Genomic DNA, 16665 nt, shown 5'->3' with positions numbered 1-16665 from the left:
GGTTACGAATATTTTTGAGAAAAATGGGATAAATGGCTATATTAGGTGGAAAGATTTTTATAGTTTTTTAAGAACAAAATGCTTGTTCATATAACAAATAGGACAGGTATTTCGTTTTTTGAAAGCCATTGACCGTTATTAACCTAAAAAACCCTTTAAAATGTCCTACCTATGAGTATGCGGCAACTCAAGATCACGAAATCAATTACGAATCGTGAATCTCAGAGCCTTGAAAAATACTTGCAGGAGATCGGAAAAGTTGAATTGATCAGTCCCGAAGAAGAAGTAAAACTCGCGGGTTTGATCAAGCAAGGAAACCAGGCAGCCCTTGACAAACTAACGAAAGCGAATTTAAGGTTCGTTGTATCCGTAGCCAAGCAGTATCAAAATCAAGGCCTCTCGTTACCAGACCTCATCAATGAGGGTAATTTGGGTCTCATTAAAGCAGCGCAGCGTTTTGATGAAACCCGTGGTTTTAAGTTCATTTCTTACGCCGTATGGTGGATTCGCCAAAGCATTCTTCAGGCATTAGCTGAGCAATCGCGCATTGTAAGGCTCCCATTAAACAAAGTAGGGTTAACAAACAAGATCCAGAAAGCATTTTCGCAACTGGAACAGGAGTACGAACGCGAACCCTCGCCCGAAGAACTGGCCGAACTGCTCGAACTGGAAACCGAAGAGGTTTCTGCTACCCTGGGCATTGCTGCCCGGCACGTTAGCATGGATACACCACTTTCTGAAGGGGAAGACAATACCCTTATAGATGTGTTGGAAAACCACAATGCAGAGCGGGCAGAAACCAACATCGAGCACAAGGAATCTCTTAAACAAGAGATTGAGCGCTCAATGAAAATGCTAACCGAACGGCAAAAAGAAGTGATTTGCTATTTCTTTGGATTAGGTGTCGATCATCCCATGAGCCTGGAGGATATCGGAGATAAATTTAATCTCACCCGCGAACGGGTACGCCAGATCAAAGACAAAGCAATTACAAAACTGCGCACCAATTCACGTTCAAAGGCCCTGCGGGGATATTTGGGCGTTTAACCTAAAAACTTATAGCCGGCAAAAGAAACTTTACTCAAACAAAATTTACTTCCTGTAAATTTGCAGACCATAAAGTGAATATAACTTAGGGTATATTCACTTTTTTGCTTTTACCCTTCAGCTCCGCTCAGGGTTTTAAATGAATTGAGAAAAACAGGAAGTTATGTTTGAAAATCTTACCGACCGGCTCGAATCCGCCTTAAAACAGATAAAAGGCGAGGGCCGGATCACGGAACTGAATATTGCCGCTACCGTAAAAGACATTCGCCGCGCCCTGGTGGATGCCGATGTAAACTATAAAATAGCCAAGGATTTTACCGACCGCGTAAAAGATAAAGCGCTGGGTGAGAAAGTATTAACTGCCGTAAGCCCTGGCCAGTTGATGGTTAAGATCGTGAAGGACGAGCTGGTTGAGCTGATGGGAGGCGCCGAAAGCGAGTTCAACGCCAAAGGAAATCCCGCTGTTATTCTCATCGCCGGTTTGCAAGGTTCAGGTAAAACCACCTTTAGCGCCAAACTGGCCAATTTCCTCAAATCAAGAGGCCGCCTTTCGCCCATGCTCGTAGCTGCCGATATTTACCGCCCTGCGGCCATCGACCAGTTGAAAGTGTTGGGTAGTCAAATTGAAGTTGACGTTTACAGCGAGCCCGAAAATAAAGACGCCGTTTCCATAGCTAACAACGCTATCAAAGAAGCCCGCAGCAAAAATAAGAACGTGGTGATCATCGATACTGCCGGCCGCCTGGCCATCGATGAGGCCATGATGACCGAGGTTGCCAATGTAAAAGCAGCCGTTAATCCGCAAGAGATCCTGTTCGTAGTTGACTCCATGACGGGTCAGGATGCTGTGAACACCGCAAAAGCGTTTAACGATAGACTTAACTTCACGGGTGTGGTGCTCACCAAACTCGATGGTGATACACGTGGTGGTGCTGCCCTTTCGATCAAATACACGGTTCAAAAACCCATTAAGTTTGTAAGTAGTGGTGAAAAGCTCGATACACTCGATGTGTTTTACCCCGAGCGTATGGCCCAGCGTATTTTGGGTATGGGTGATATTACCACCCTGGTTGAAAAAGCACAACAACAGTTCGACGAGGAACAAGCCCGCAAGCTGGAGAAGAAGATCAGGAAGAACCAGTTCAACTTCGAAGACTTTAAACAACAGCTTGAGCAAATAAAAAAGATGGGTAATATCAAAGACCTGTTAGGAATGATCCCCGGGGTTGGTAAAGCCATCAAAGACATCGACATCAGTGATGATGCATTCAAAGGCATTGAGGCAATGATCAATTCCATGACCAGGGCCGAACGCGAAGACCCCGATTTGATTAACATGAGCCGTAAACAACGGATTGCCAAAGGTTCAGGAAAAGATCTTAATGAGGTAAATGCGTTTTTGAAGCAATTTGAGCAAATGAAACAGATGATGAAAATGATGAATAAGATGCCGATGGGAAGAATGGGCATGAAGAAATAACAAAGTAGGTTCAATTTTTGCTTAATTTTTATTCATTTTTCACAGGAAATATTGGAGTTAAGCGAAAATTGTGCACATGAATTAATAAATTTGGAAAAATCAGTTCGATTGTTATTTTTGCAATCGTTATAATGGAAAGTAACCCTATTTGTTCACGCATTTAAATTTCTATTTAAGATGCCAGTTAAAATCAGACTGCAACGCCATGGGTCTAAGAAAAGACCTTTTTATTTCATCGTAGTGGCCGATGCACGCTCTCCGCGTGATGGTAAGTTTATCCAAAAGTTAGGTACTTACAACCCTCTTACAGTTCCTGCAACAATTCAGTTAGATCGCCAGAAAGCCTTAGATTGGCTGCACAAAGGCGCTCAACCTACTGATACTGTGCGCAGAATTCTGTCATACAAAGGTGTATTGTACCTGAAACACTTGTTGCGTGGTGTGAAACTGGGTCTATTCGACGAAGCTACCGCTATGGAGAAATTCCAGAAGTGGCATGCTGAGCACGAAGTACAGGTTAAAAAGCGTCAGGAAACCAATGCCAGGGATAGAAGACCTCGCAGAGGTGCTGGTGGCCCGCCTGTTAGACCACGCAGAGATAATTAAGCAGTATAGCTAGCTGTCAACTTGTTAAATCCCGGTGCGTAAGCGCTGGGATTTTTTCTTTTACGGCGGCCATTCCTTTTTAGGGGAATGGCCGCCTTTTTTTGCCTTTTAAACATAAATTAAATGGGTTTCATGGGGAACTTATAAGAACCTTACAAGGACCTCAAAAGGACATAACAGGGGAAAAATCCCTGCAAAGTCCCTGTGAGGTCCCTGCTATGTCCCTGTAAGGTCCCTGTGAAGTGATTCAAAAACTGCCATCTGAGTTGAAGGATTGCTTATTGTCGATTGTCTATTGCCAATTGGTTTTTTTACCTTTGCCGGGCATATGATTAACTATCACAGCGTTGGAAAAATAGTGGCCACTTTTGGGGTAAAAGGCGAAGTGGTGTTGCACCACCAGTTGGGTAAGAAAACCTCATTGAAGGGCCTGGAGACCATTTTTATAGAAGTGAAGAAAGATGAAATGCTTCCTTACTTCCTTACCGATACCCGAATCAAAAACGACGAAGAGATCTTTCTGAAATTTGAGGGTATCGATTCAAAGGAAGATGCCCACCGTCTGATGCAAAAAAAGGTTTGGCTTCCCCGCGAAGAGTTTGATAAATATGTAGCCAAAACAGCCGCCATTTTATTGCTGGGTTTTCACATCATTAATGAAGGTGAAGACCTGGGCGAAATACTGGAAGTGATAGAACAGCCGCACCAGTTGCTTTGCCGCATTGATTATAAAGGCAAAGAAGCCTTCATTCCTATACATGAAGACTTTCTGCTGAAGATCGATCAAAAGAAGAAACAGGTACAGGTGGAATTACCCGAGGGTCTTTTAGATATCTATGGTTAAGTTGACGAGTTAACAAGTTAACGAGTTGACAAGGCCCTTCTAAGAAAGAGCTTTCAACGTATTATCAATTTGTACAAAATGCCGCTGGTGATGTGCTATAACAAACCCAAACACATCGCCCATTTTTAATTTAATAAAAGGTGCAATGGATACGGGAATACGTGCCCGGTTCAGATTTACCTGTTGCGCGTTATCGAGCAACTGCAACAACAATATTTCCTGCTGCTCAAATTCCTGTAAAACCTTAACTGCATCCAGTTCGGGGGCAGGCGTGTGATCCTTAAACGCTTTCATTTTATTGCCTATGGTGCCATCGGGTTTAGGCATCATGCTTTTGGTAAAATAGCCGCCCAGCCAGCCCGGTACAAACCACTCCACAGGTTCTTCGTTTTTATTATTAATAGCTTCCTGCAGCTTTGGCAAATAATAACGGCCATAGGTGTTTAGGTGTTCAATAACCTGGGCTACACTCCAGCGGCCAGGCGCGGGTTGTTGTAACAGCCTGCTTGTTGGTAATTGTTGCAGCTGGGCCGTTCTAAGCATAATATGCCGCGTATCGGTTTGAAATGTTTCGAGCAGGGATGTAGCCAGTACTTTTTTCATTGATAATTTGTTTTGTTCTTTAATACAAAGCTACCGGGGGCTAAAAACAAAAATCTTGGCGCAAACCAACATTTATTCAATTCTCACCGTCGCCATCAATTTACTAAACGTAGTGGCATCCATGCCCATATACGAGGCCAGGTATTTATGTGGAATAAGTTGTAGTACGTGCGGGCTGCGTTTCAGCAGGGTCCTGAACTTTTCTTCGGCGCTGAACGTTAACAGTTCCACATGCCGTTCCAACACGCCCATAAGGGCGAATGCCGTAAATGTGCTGATGAGTTTTTCTATGTCGCGGTGTTTTTCTATCAGCTGTTGAAACTGTGTGTGCGTAGTGCGTAGCATGGTACTGCCGGTAAGGGTTTCTAAAAAATAACGCGAAGGAAGCCGGGTAAGAAAAGAATCGGCGATGCCTGAAAAAGAATAGGGATAAGTAAACACCAGTGTTGCTTCGTGATGGGCATCGATATAAAAAATGCGTTGCACGCCATTCAGCACAAAATATACATGCCGTTCGGTTTCACCGGCAGCGGTTAAAATGGTCTTCCGTTTGTAATGTTGTAATTGCCAAATGCCCGCCATTTCACGCCAGGCCTCATCACTGAGCGGGTGCATGGCGTAAACGTGTTTTTTCAGGTGTTCCAGTGCCTCTTCCAAATGGGGGAGTTTTCGTAAAATTAGGAAAAAGGCTAGTAGGTAAAAAGGCAAGTGGTGAGTAGTGAATGGCTAGTGGGAAATACAAGGGAAAGGCAAGTGGCGAGTAGTGAATGGCGAGTAGGGAATACAGAGGCTTGAAAGGCAATAGGGAGCTTCGCATAAAAGCCTACTAGCCACTTACCATTTACCACTAGCCTATAAATACCTAAATTCGCAGAAGAACCGGTATACACAAGAGATTTTCAATGAACGGACCTCAACGTATTATTGCCCATTTTGACCTGGACGCATTTTTCGTTTCAGTGGAGTGCCTCAACGATCCCTCGTTGAAAGGCCTGCCATTGATCGTTGGCGGACGCGAACGTGGTGTGGTGGCTGCCTGCAGTTATGAGGCCCGCAAATTCGGCATCCATTCTGCCATGCCCATGAAAACCGCTTTGCGGTTATGTCCGCACGCCACTATAGTAAAAGGTACGCGTGGTGAGTACAGTCGCTATTCGCGCTGGGTAACTGAGATCATTGCTGCCAAAGCGCCATTGTTTGAAAAAGCCTCCATCGACGAATTTTATCTTGACCTAACAGGAATGGATAAGTACTTCAACCCATACCAATGGACCATCGACCTGCGGCAGGAGATCATTGATAAAACCGGTTTGCCTATCTCATTTGGTCTTGCCGGCAATAAAATGGTGGCCAAAATAGCTACCGACGAGGCAAAGCCGAATGGCTATTTACATATTGCTTTTGGCCGCGAGAAGGAATTTCTGGCGCCGCTAAAAGTAAATAAGATCCCCGGGGTGGGCGGCCAAACCTATCAAAGCCTGCGCGACCTGGGCATAGAGACCATCGACGATATGGCTGCATTTCCTATTGAAATGCTGGAAAAACGTTTGGGTAAATATGGCGCCGATCTATGGCATAAAGCCCATGGCATTCACCTTGGCGAAGTGGTGCCTTATCATGAAGCTAAATCTATTTCTACCGAAAATACTTTTGAAGAAAATGTGCTTGATGTGGAACGCTTGCTGACCGAACTGGTGGGCATGACGGAGAAGGTGGCTTATGAACTGCGGCAGGATAATAAAATGGCCGGGTGCATTGCGGTAAAAATACGCTATCCCGATTTTGAGACTACTTCACGCCAAACGGCTATTGATTATACCTTTTACGACGATGAGCTGATTCCCAAGGCTAAAGACCTGTTTCACAAGCTGTACCGAAAAGGACAGCCCGTACGGTTGCTAGGCGTTCGGTTGAGCGAATTGACCGATGAAGCAGTGCAAACGAATTTGTTCAGTAATGTAGAAAAAAAGACCGAGCTTTATAAGGCTATCGACGATGTAAAGAACAGGTTTGGCAGCAATTCCTTAACAAAGGCTACCAGACGAAGAAACCCTTAAAATACATCGGTTTACACCCCGAAAACAAAAAATCCAATAGCAGTCTACTTTATGAGTAGGGATTTGTATCTTCGTACCCCATTATAACGTAATAATCATTTTCTCAACCTTAAAATACTTAGTATATGAGTTTAAGATTAGGCGACATAGCCCCTAATTTCCAGGCTAAGACCACTGCCGGCGATATTGATTTTTATGAATACCTTGGTAACGGCTGGGGAATTTTGTTTTCTCATCCTGCTGATTATACGCCTGTTTGTACTACCGAATTAGGTAAAACTGCCTTGTTACAGGAAGAATTTGCAAAACGCAATGTGAAAGTACTGGCAGTTAGTGTTGATCCCCTCGATAAACACCTGGGTTGGGTTAATGACATCAACGAAACACAAAATTGCACAGTAGGTTTCCCTATCATCGCCGATGAAGACAGAAACGTGGCTACTTTGTACGATATGATCCACCCCAACGCTTCTGAAACTTTTACCGTTCGTTCACTGTTCGTGATCGGGCCCGATAAAAAAGTGAAGCTGACTATCACTTACCCTGCTTCTACCGGAAGAAACTTCCATGAAGTATTGCGTGTGATAGAGTCTCTACAATTGACTGCTAACTACAGCGTAGCTACTCCTGCCGACTGGAAAGCCGGTGAAGATGTTATTGTAGTTCCAGCCGTTTCTACCGACGATGCTATTAAGAAATTCCCTAAAGGTGTTAAAGTGGTAAAACCTTACCTGCGTTATACACCTCAGCCGAATATTTAATTTTTGGTAGTTGACATATCATTATAATAGATGTGCCCCGATAAAATCGGGGCACATCTATTTTTATACAGCTTTTCTCTGCAAGGCCCATTTTTCGAGTTTTGAAACTACTTCTTCCAGCAGTACCGGTTTGCCAATGTAATCGTTCATGCCGGCCTCAAGGCATTTCTCTTCATCGCCATGCATGGTGTTGGCTGTTAACGCTATTATTACGGGTTGATTTGGTAGGGTATTTCGAATGATCAGCGTTGCTTCAATGCCATCCATTTCCGGCATCTGCATATCCATTAGGATCATATCAAAGTTTTGCTCACGGGATTCGGCCACTGCCATTGCGCCGTTTTCCACCACCCGGGGTTGATAGCCCAATTTATTCAGGATATGAATGATCACCTGCTGGTTGAATATATTATCTTCTGCAACAAGAATATGAAGCGGATATTTTTCAGCAAAATTACGCGGCAGCTTTTCATGCGCAATGATCTCCTCGGCGCCGGTTCGCTGCCGATGTTCAAGGCCATTGACAATATGTTTGCAAAGTACATGTTGTTTAATGGGTTTGGTGAGCACCGAAGTGAACAGTTGTTTATCTTCTTTTGAAAATTCATCACCCATAGAGCTAAGCAGGGTAACGGGTATGTGTGCGTACTTTTCTTTTATTTCTTTGGTTAGGGTTACTCCATCCATTTCTGGCATTTGCATATCAGTTAGAATCAGATCAAATTGCTGATCATGCAATAAAATGTCAAGCGCCTGCCTGCCCGAATTGGCCAGCGTAGGTTTCAGGTTCCATTGCAGCAACTGGCTTTTTAAAATAAAGAGATTAGTTGGGTTATCATCAATTATTAATACTCTTTTGCCTACCTGTTTTGTGATGCAACGATTGCTGGCAGCCGGTATGAGGCTATTGCCTTTACGGGTTTTAATAGTAAAGAAAAAGCTGGATCCCTTTCCTGTTTGGCTTTTTACCCAAATGCGGCCACCCATCAATTGTATCAGCCGTTGGGAGATGGCCAGTCCAAGCCCTGTACCACCATATTTGCGCGTGGTAGAAGAATCAACCTGCGAAAAAGCTTTAAACAGTCGCTGCATTTTGTCGGGTGGAATACCAATACCGGTATCGCGTACTTCAAATTGCAGCTCATAGGTATCATCGGGGCCGGTAGCAATGGTGCTAACGCCTATAAATACTTCGCCTTCTTTTGTGAATTTAACGGCATTGCCAACCAGGTTGGTCAATATCTGCCGTAACCGCATAACATCACCCGATATTTGAACGGGTACATCTTCCTCTATCTGGTATAACAGATCCAGGCTTATCGGCGCCGATTTGGTGCCAAAGATATCAAGCACATCTTCTATGCAACCGTGTAACAGGAAATCATCTTTTTCTAATTCCATATTACCCGATTCGATCTTTGAAAAATCGAGAATGTCGTTGATCACGTTTAGCAGGCTTGCGCCGCAGGTAACAATGGTATTTGTATATTCTCTTTGTTGTTCGGTCAATGCAGTTTCGGCCAGTAGAGACGACATACCGATAACACCGTTCATAGGGGTTCGTATTTCATGGCTCATTGTTGCAAGAAATACGCTTTTGGCATTATTGGCCGCTTCAGCTTCAATTCGGGCTTTGTCTAACTCGATAGTTTGACGCAAATGTTTTTCGTTGTATTTTTTTAGCTGGTAAGCCCAAAGGCCGCAGGTGAAGAAAATAATACCGGCCAGTATAATATGAATGGTAAATGTAGTAATATCAAAAAATTCGAGCTGTGAAAAATACACCTGAGCGTAACCTATATTCTGTAAGTAACCCAATATGGCATGATGCAAGCCTACAACGATCAAAATGGGAATTTGCAGTTTCCAGTTTTGATACGTTATTAGAATAGCGCTGCCGATAAAAGCGAAAAAGTGCATTTCAAACATGCCGTGCATCTGGTAAATGTATTGGGCCATAAAAAGGGCCAGTACTACGCTTAACACATATTGATAAAGGTTTGAATCTGGTAAGATGATCTTTGCAGAATAATAGGCAATTAGTGATAGTCCACCCACACTCACAGCGATCAGCCAGGTATCATAAAAGAATGCCAGCAGAATGCCCCCTATGAAGAAGCTGATCAGGAAGTAGTTCATTAACTGATCAGACTTTTCTTTTACAGACAGTTTTTGAATGGCTGTTTCTGAAAAATCGCTTAGGTAATTATTTTTTTTCATTTGGAGCATTTGGGTAATTGACAGCCGTATGCTTTTAAAGCAAACTGATCAAAAATGATAGCTGCATTGTTCTGTAACAATTTATTTATAGCCATTCGGGCATATTCGGTTTTGGTATCTGTACAATACCGGGTTCTGTTATAGTTTCCCCGAAAATATAATTGCCGGTTAGTGTCAAGGAGAACAGCCTGGGGAGTAGAATATACGCCGCAGGCAGTCATCAGGGCAGTATCGAATATTACCGGAATATCCAGATCAAACTTTTTCAGGATATCATGAGCCGTCAATTCTTTTGCGGTTACCGGAACAATGGCAAACGTTATTTTATTGCCAAATTGATTGACCAGCGATTTAAAATGGGGGATGTTAAATCGCGAGCAGGGACAATCGGGGTTATAAAAGTGAAGCAATACGGGTTTATCTTTTTTTAGGGGAAGTATATGACTTACGTCGATTGGAGTTCCCGGATCAATAACCCGGTAGTTATTGGGAACGGGCGTGGGTAAGCTGTATACCAGTTCATATTGCCAGAACACCCTAACGATGATTGCAAGCAATATAAACAGCCAGGTTAACAGGGCAACCTTACGCATGGGGTTTAGATGGTTTTACGTGAAGAAACGGTGTACTGCCATTAAAGTCATTTCTTATGGGTGTTAGTTTTCGCTTATAATCTATAAACCTTAAATCTGATGCAGGGAATACCATTACTGCGCTGGTCGTTTACCGGTATTTTGGCAGCTCTTTTTCTATTCATGGTCATGGAGGCGCCTAAATGTTTTATCTTCATAGAAATTCGTCACATGAAGAAACTACTGCTTATATTATTCATCTGCAGCCCATTGCTGCTGCTTTCACAACGCACCATATTACACTGCGGAAAATTGATAGATGTTACCAAAGGACTGGTACTGAACGAATATTCCATTATAATAGAAGGCAATACCATTACCGATGTGCAGGCTGGTTATAGTAAAGCTGCCGGTACCGATAAGGTGGTTGATCTTAAGTCAAAAACAGTAATGCCCGGTTTAATAGATTGTCATGTGCACCTGGAGCATGAGACAAGCCCCACCCGGTATATGGAAACTTTTACCTTCAACCCGGCCGACTATGCTTTTCAATCGGCGGTATTTGCTGAGCGTACCTTAATGACAGGGTTTACCACAGTACGCGACCTGGGTGGTACGGGCGTGAATATTTCTTTAAGGAATGCCATCAATAAAAAGCTGGCGAAAGGCCCCCGTGTATATACAGCAGGTAAGTCTATTGCAACTACAGGTGGCCATGCCGACCCCACCAATGGCTTTCGCAACGATTTGATGGGTGACCCCGGCCCCGCGGCTGGCGTGGCCAATGGGCCCGACGAATGCCGTAAGGCCGTAAGGCAACGTTATAAGGATGGCGCCGATTTGATCAAAATAACGGCTTCTGGTGGCGTTTTAAGCGTTGCCAAGAGTGGCGAGAACCCGCAGTTTACCGAAGAAGAGATAAAAGCCATTGTAGAAACGGCCCGTGACAATGGTTTTAAAATAGCTGCGCATTGCCATGGCGCCGAAGCTATGAAGCGGGCTGTAAGGGCTGGTGTGAACAGCATTGAGCATGGCACGTTGATGGATGAGGAAGTGATGCAGCTTATGAAACAACACGGCACTTATTATGTACCAACGATCACGGCAGGTAGGTCGGTTGCAGACTCAGCAAAAAAGCCCGGCTATTACCCAGCCTTGGTAACGCCTAAAGCATTGGCCATTGGTCCTAAAATACAAAGCACTTTTGGTAAAGCATATAAGGCCGGTGTGAAGATCGCCTTTGGCACCGATGCCGGTGTGTACGCTCATGGTAAGAACTGGTTGGAATTTGTATATATGGTGGAGGCTGGTATGCCCGCAATGGAAGCTATTCAATCGGCCACTGTTGCCGCTGCAGACCTAATTGGTATTGCAGATAAAACAGGCAGTATTGAAAAAGGAAAGTGGGCCGATATTGTTGCTGTGGATGGAGACCCTATTAAAGATATTCAGGCTATGGGTAAAGTAACTTTTGTGATGAAGGATGGGGTGGTTTATAAGTAGTTGACAGGTTGATACGTTAACAAGTTGACAAGGAAAATACAAGTTGAAAAGGTGAAAGAGTTTATGATGTTGATAAAGGACCTATGCGCAATTGGTTGGCGAATCAAAAGCCCTTTATCACCTCCATCAATTTTATCATCTTTTAAACCTAATCATTCTATTTGTCACAATTTCGATTATTCCACCCTGTTAACTTGTCAACCTGTTAACTTGTTAACTATTTTTTCTTAACTGCTGCAACAACGCCCGCATATCCTTCGGCATTTCGGCCTGCACATCATACTCTTTACCATGCATATCGGTAAAATGTAAACGTTGCGCATGTAAACCTGTTCTTGCCAGAATGGGTTTTTCTTCCTCCTCGTTCTTCGACAGGTTATAATTTTTACGTTTGAATGATGACAGCTTTATAGGTAGCCCATCGCCATACAATTCATCGCACACCAATGGGTGACCGAGGTATTGCATATGCACTCTTATCTGGTGGGTGCGGCCGGTGTGTATCTGGAATTGTAAGAATGAGTATTTACCAAATTCTTCCAGCACTGTATAATCGGTAATGGCGGGTTTGCCTCTTTTATGAATGATCATAACACCCCGTTTAACCATGTTTTCGGTAATAGGGGCATCGATGGTCTTTTGTTTATCGGGCAGGGTGCCGGTAACAATACCTACATAGTACTTCTCTACAGTTCTTTCTTCAAATGCCTGCGACAGGAACTTATGTGTTTCCGCATCTTTGGCAAATAGAATGATGCCGCTGGTTTCGCGATCGAGGCGGTGAACGGTGAATATTTCACCGTACTTCTGTTGCAACAGTTGTTTTAGTGAAATTTCTTTTCCCTCGCGATCGGGAATACTTAACAGGCCCGGCGGTTTATTTATTACAATAAAATGTTCGTTCTCTAAAATGATCTCCGGCGATACTTTAACCACGTGTAACGGTTTTGTTTTTTGTATAAGAGGCGTTCAGGTATTTCAGCAGGCGTACTTCTTTTTCGGTTAAGAAGCGCCATTTGCCTCTGTCTACATTTTTCTTGGTGAGGTTGGCATACATAACCCGGTCGAGGTTGCGAACATCGTACCCCATATGTTCAAATATGCGGCGAACGATGCGGTTTCGGCCGCTGTGGATCTCTATACCGATAACACTTTTATCTTTTGAATCAGCATAAGCCAGTGAGTCGGGCGAAACAAAACCATCTTCGAGGGTGATGCCATTCAGAATAGTATCGAAATCCTTTTTTATAAGGGGCTTATCGAGTTTTACTTCGTAGATCTTTTTTATTTCATAGCTGGGGTGCGATAATTTTTGCGCCAGCTCGCCATCGTTGGTGAGTAACAGCACACCAGTGGTGTTACGGTCTAACCGGCCAATGGGATATACGCGTTCTTCGGTAGCGTTTTTTATAATGTCCATTACCGTTTTACGGCCTTGCGGGTCTTCGGTAGTAGTGAGAAAGTCTTTGGGTTTGTTAAGTAAAATGTAAACGAGATTGCGTCGAATGAACAACTTTTTACCGTTCACTTTTATATCGTCTTTGTCAGATACTTTATGCCCCGGTTCAAGGATCTTTTGGCCGTTTACGATCACCTTACCTGCCTTTACCAGCTCAACTGCATCGCGACGGGAACAAATACCCCCATGGGCGATGAATTTGTTGAGAGGCATGACCCCAGTTGCCGGTTTCTGGTTACCAGTTTCCGGTTGGGTTCCCGATTTAGCAGTTTGTGGTTTATGGTTTGTGGTTTGTTGTTGGGTACCCGCTTTTTGAGCTTTTCCTGTATTTGGCTTTGGGCCTTTGGCCGTATTACTTGCGGCTTGTGGCTTGAAGCTTGTGGCTTTCTCGTTGCCTCGTTGCTTTGGTGCCTCTTTGCCTTGTGGTCTTTTTGCCTCTGCGCCTCTGCTTTCGGCTCTTTTCCCTGCATGTTCATCTCTTCCTCTTTGAGACTGAAAACCACCAGCCTGGCCCTGGGCGCGGGCTTCCCGGGCTTCCTGTTTCTTCTTTTCGAAGTATTCGTTGGTTTCTTTGCGGATCTTTTTCTTCTCCTGACGGATGCGTTCTTTCTTTTTGGCGCCGCTGTCGCCTTTGCCCATAAATTTCTTAAATCCTTGTGCCATGTGTAGTAGTTTGCTGTTTTTCAACAGTAGTGAACGGCAAAGGTACAAATAAAAAAACTCTCCCCCGACTTAGTGGGGGGAGAGCCTCAATTATAACAGCGTAACCTTTATGATTGAACAGGCGTTTGTTGCCCGTGATGTTTATGACCTTTATGGTCTTTCTTCTGCTGTTCCAGTTTTTGTAACTGCTCGGCAGAAAGGATCGATTTCAGGCTTTCGTGCTGTTGTCTCTTAAATTCTTTCAGCTCAGCTTTCTTTTGATCTTCTGTAAGGTTCTTATCCTCTCTTATTGCTTTAAATTTTTGTGCCAGGCTTTCATGGTTCTTCTTTAAAGCGGTAACCTGGTCATCGGTAAGGTTCAGTTCTTTCTTCATACGTTCCAGGTTACGACGGCCACCGTGTTTATGCATTTCGAACTTACGTTCATGCATCATCTTTTTCAGGCTCGCCTTTTGATCATCGGTAAGTACTTTTTGTACTTTTTCGTGATGGTCTTTACGTATGGTGGCCATTTTGCTTTTCCACTCTGTAACGGTTATTTTGTCCTCGCTCTTTTTCAGATCGGTCATTTGTTGTTTGTAATCTTCATTGATGGCCTTCATCTCGGTCTTTTGCTGATCGGTTAGGTTCAGCTGTTCCATATTCACACCACCACGGTGATGGCCTTTAGGACGTTCTGCCAGGCCATTCGATTGATCCTGTGCAAATGCACCTGTAGCTATCAACGCGGCAAATGCCAATCCTATAAATGCTTTTTTCATATTTTCTGATTTTTCTTTTTAGATGCCGGGTAAAGGTTTTATCCTTCGGCAGGGTTTGTTAAAATATCCTTTTTACAGAATCATAGACGGCCGCCGTGGCGGCGGGTTTAATGCTTGTAAGAAATTGTTCGTAGATGGTAAAATTGCCGGATGAACGGGTTGTGAAAATGTTAAGGTAAATTTGCGCATCATGCACAGGGGAAAGAAATTAATTCTATTAGTATTCACAGTAGTATCTATTAAAACTTTTGGCCAAACTACCCGGCAACACGGCGTATTCTGGGGCAGAGTTATTTTGGCCGACCGCATTAATGACAAATGGAAGTGGGAGCTGTTTGTGCAGAAAAGAACGCAAAACATACCCGGGCACAAGAGCATCTTTGGTGCGCTTCATTATAATAGTGTATGGTTTTGGTTGAACTACAGGATCAATAAAAGCCTTAAGTTATATCTGTCGCCTATTGGTTATTTTGACTCCTATGCTTTTCTTACAAAAGCTGAAGATGTTGATGCGCCTGGCGTAAAGGAGTTCAGGTTCAGCGCCCGGTTAGAGCAGGAGTTAAAAGGCAGGGTTGTTAATTTTTCGAACCGATTTACTGTTGAATACCGCAGGCGAGATATAAACTTCAACGATGTGTATATACCCAACTGGCGATTACGTTATATGGCCCGGTTAGAAAAGCCGGTTAAAGGCATATTACGCAACGACAAGCCGGTTTCGTTTTTTATTGGAGATGAAGTGTTGGTGCAGTTTGGCAAAGCGGTTAAGAACAATGCAAACATGTTTGACCAGAACAGGGCCTCGGCCGGCTTTTCGCTGGAGGTTGTAAAGAATATCAAAACTTCATTTGCCTACCTCAATATATATCAGCAGCGGGCCAACGGAAAAGATTTCGATGACGCACACGCTCTTTGGGCAGTTGTTACGTTTGACAACCTTTTCTCCCAGTTTAAAAAATAAGTTACAGCTGATCTTTGTTCGCAAGCTGTCCGCAAGCAGCATCAATGTCTTTACCTCTACTCCTGCGTAAGCGTGCGTTTACCTTATGTTTTTCGAGGTAAGCCATAAACTCGTTTACCCTTTCTTCCTCGGGTTTTTCGAAACGGGCGGCATCAATGGGATTGTACTCGATGATGTTCACCAGGTCGGCAGGCACCTGACGATAAATCTTTATCAGTTCATCTGCATCCTTTATACTATCGTTGAAGTCTTTGAAGAGAATATATTCGAAGGTGATCTCGTTCCCTGTTTTCTTATAAAAATAGTTCAGGGCCTCTATCAGCGCTTTAAGATTATTGGTTTCATTAATTGGCATGATCTCATTGCGCTTGGTATCATTGGCGGCATGCAGCGACAGCGCCAGTTTGAAACGTACCTGATCATCGCCCAGTTGTTTTATCATTTTGGCAACACCAGCAGTAGAAACGGTGATGCGGCGGGGGCTCATACCCAGGCCGTCGGGTGAGGTAATGCGCTCGATGGCATGCATTACGTTCTTGTAATTCAGCAGGGGTTCGCCCATGCCCATGAACACAATATTGCTTAGCTTTTTATTGTATACGCGTTCGCATTGCTGGTTAATAAGCACTACTTCATCGTAGATCTCATCAAATTCAAGATTGCGTTTGCGGTCCATATAACCGGTAGCGCAGAATTTGCAGCTCAGCGAGCAGCCTATTTGAGAAGAAACGCAGGCAGTTTTGCGTTCGTCGGTAGGTATCAGCACACCTTCAACCAGGTGTTTGTCAACGGTGCGAAAACGCGATTTTATAGTACCGTCGGCAGAGTATTGCGTGGCGTCAACGGTTAAAGCCGGCAAAGAAAAATTTTCGGTCAGCTTGGCGCGCAGGTCCTTGCTAAGGTTGGTCATCGCCTCAAAAGAATGGGCCTGTTTCAGCCAGATCCACTCGTACACCTGTTTGGCGCGGAATTTCTTCTCGCCCAGGGTTTCAAAATATTGTTCTAACTCACTGAGGCTTAGCTGCCTTATGTTCTTGTTCGCCGTTTTTAACATGGTGCAAAGGTACAAATGTGGTAGCGGATTAGCTAATGATGTGTTTACCAGCTTTAATTAATAAGGGTATTTTC

Annotated in this window: 16 protein-coding genes and 1 pseudogene; 9 read left to right on the top strand and 8 right to left on the bottom strand. The window is 43.8% G+C overall.

Annotated elements, in window-relative coordinates:
- Positions 1-177 precede the first annotated feature (177 nt).
- From GGD38_RS09670 to rimM, 5 genes and pseudogenes are all read left to right on the top strand, one after another.
- A complete protein-coding gene (locus GGD38_RS09670) occupies positions 178-1047 on the top strand; it encodes an RNA polymerase sigma factor RpoD/SigA (protein WP_375298203.1) in 870 nt (289 codons plus the stop codon).
- 163 nt (positions 1048-1210) lie between these two features.
- A complete protein-coding gene (ffh, locus tag GGD38_RS09665; protein WP_375298204.1) occupies positions 1211-2527 on the top strand; it encodes a signal recognition particle protein in 1317 nt (438 codons plus the stop codon).
- A 177-nt stretch (positions 2528-2704) separates the two neighbouring features.
- Positions 2705-2881: pseudogene (gene rpsP / locus GGD38_RS09660) on the top strand (30S ribosomal protein S16); the annotation flags it as partial.
- A 30-nt stretch (positions 2882-2911) separates the two neighbouring features.
- Positions 2912-3133, top strand: a complete 222-nt coding sequence (locus GGD38_RS09655) for a hypothetical protein (protein ID WP_375303752.1) — start codon at positions 2912-2914, stop codon at positions 3131-3133.
- A gap of 328 nt (positions 3134-3461) precedes the next feature.
- On the top strand, positions 3462-3977 hold the full coding sequence (gene rimM, locus GGD38_RS09650) for a ribosome maturation factor RimM (RefSeq protein ID WP_375298205.1): 516 nt from the start codon (positions 3462-3464) through the stop codon (positions 3975-3977).
- Between the two features lie 39 nt (positions 3978-4016).
- On the opposite strand, the gene GGD38_RS09645 is transcribed toward rimM, so the two are convergent.
- Together GGD38_RS09645 and GGD38_RS09640 are read right to left on the bottom strand one after the other, a co-directional pair.
- Positions 4017-4580: a DinB family protein gene (locus GGD38_RS09645; protein ID WP_375298206.1), complete on the bottom strand. Its 564-nt coding sequence runs from the start codon at positions 4578-4580 to the stop codon at positions 4017-4019.
- A gap of 72 nt (positions 4581-4652) precedes the next feature.
- Positions 4653-5237, bottom strand: a complete 585-nt coding sequence (locus GGD38_RS09640; protein ID WP_375298207.1) for a Crp/Fnr family transcriptional regulator — start codon at positions 5235-5237, stop codon at positions 4653-4655.
- A gap of 245 nt (positions 5238-5482) precedes the next feature.
- Here GGD38_RS09640 and dinB point away from each other — a divergent pair, with 245 nt between their 5' ends.
- Together dinB and GGD38_RS09630 are read left to right on the top strand one after the other, a co-directional pair.
- Positions 5483-6637, top strand: a complete 1155-nt coding sequence (dinB, locus tag GGD38_RS09635) for a DNA polymerase IV (protein WP_375298208.1) — start codon at positions 5483-5485, stop codon at positions 6635-6637.
- A gap of 125 nt (positions 6638-6762) precedes the next feature.
- A complete protein-coding gene (locus GGD38_RS09630) occupies positions 6763-7398 on the top strand; it encodes a peroxiredoxin (RefSeq protein ID WP_375298209.1) in 636 nt (211 codons plus the stop codon).
- A gap of 63 nt (positions 7399-7461) precedes the next feature.
- Here the strand turns inward: GGD38_RS09630 and GGD38_RS09625 are convergent, their stop codons facing one another.
- Together GGD38_RS09625 and GGD38_RS09620 are read right to left on the bottom strand one after the other, a co-directional pair.
- Positions 7462-9618, bottom strand: coding sequence for a response regulator (locus GGD38_RS09625; RefSeq protein WP_375298210.1), 2157 nt, complete (start codon positions 9616-9618; stop codon positions 7462-7464).
- Positions 9615-10211 (bottom strand): TlpA family protein disulfide reductase, encoded by a 597-nt coding sequence (locus GGD38_RS09620; protein ID WP_375298211.1) that lies wholly within the window; start codon positions 10209-10211, stop codon positions 9615-9617. The genes GGD38_RS09625 and GGD38_RS09620 overlap by 4 nt, the downstream gene beginning before the upstream one ends.
- A gap of 210 nt (positions 10212-10421) precedes the next feature.
- On the opposite strand from GGD38_RS09620, the gene GGD38_RS09615 reads away from it, so the two are divergent.
- Entirely contained in the window at positions 10422-11693 is a 1272-nt protein-coding gene (locus GGD38_RS09615) for an amidohydrolase family protein (protein WP_375298212.1), read from the top strand.
- 213 nt (positions 11694-11906) lie between these two features.
- Here GGD38_RS09615 and GGD38_RS09610 read toward each other — a convergent pair whose 3' ends face one another.
- The 3 genes from GGD38_RS09610 to GGD38_RS09600 form a co-directional block, all read right to left on the bottom strand.
- Positions 11907-12629, bottom strand: a complete 723-nt coding sequence (locus GGD38_RS09610) for an RluA family pseudouridine synthase (protein ID WP_375298213.1) — start codon at positions 12627-12629, stop codon at positions 11907-11909.
- Complete coding sequence (locus tag GGD38_RS09605; RefSeq protein WP_375298214.1) at positions 12622-13815, bottom strand: pseudouridine synthase; 1194 nt, start codon at positions 13813-13815, stop codon at positions 12622-12624. The genes GGD38_RS09610 and GGD38_RS09605 overlap by 8 nt, the downstream gene beginning before the upstream one ends.
- Before the next feature lie 107 nt (positions 13816-13922).
- Entirely contained in the window at positions 13923-14576 is a 654-nt protein-coding gene (locus GGD38_RS09600) for a Spy/CpxP family protein refolding chaperone (protein WP_375298215.1), read from the bottom strand.
- Between the two features lie 190 nt (positions 14577-14766).
- On the opposite strand from GGD38_RS09600, the gene GGD38_RS09595 reads away from it, so the two are divergent.
- Positions 14767-15537, top strand: a complete 771-nt coding sequence (locus GGD38_RS09595; protein WP_375298216.1) for a DUF2490 domain-containing protein — start codon at positions 14767-14769, stop codon at positions 15535-15537.
- A gap of 1 nt (position 15538) precedes the next feature.
- Here GGD38_RS09595 and rlmN read toward each other — a convergent pair whose 3' ends face one another.
- Entirely contained in the window at positions 15539-16591 is a 1053-nt protein-coding gene (gene rlmN, locus GGD38_RS09590; protein WP_375298217.1) for a 23S rRNA (adenine(2503)-C(2))-methyltransferase RlmN, read from the bottom strand.
- Between the last annotated feature and the right edge of the window lie 74 nt (positions 16592-16665).

The organism is Niastella sp. OAS944, assembly GCA_024809215.1.
Classification (GTDB): Bacteria; Bacteroidota; Bacteroidia; order Chitinophagales; family Chitinophagaceae; genus Niastella.
Note: the sequence above shows the minus strand (reverse complement) of the source record. Positions and strands in the feature narration are given on the sequence as shown.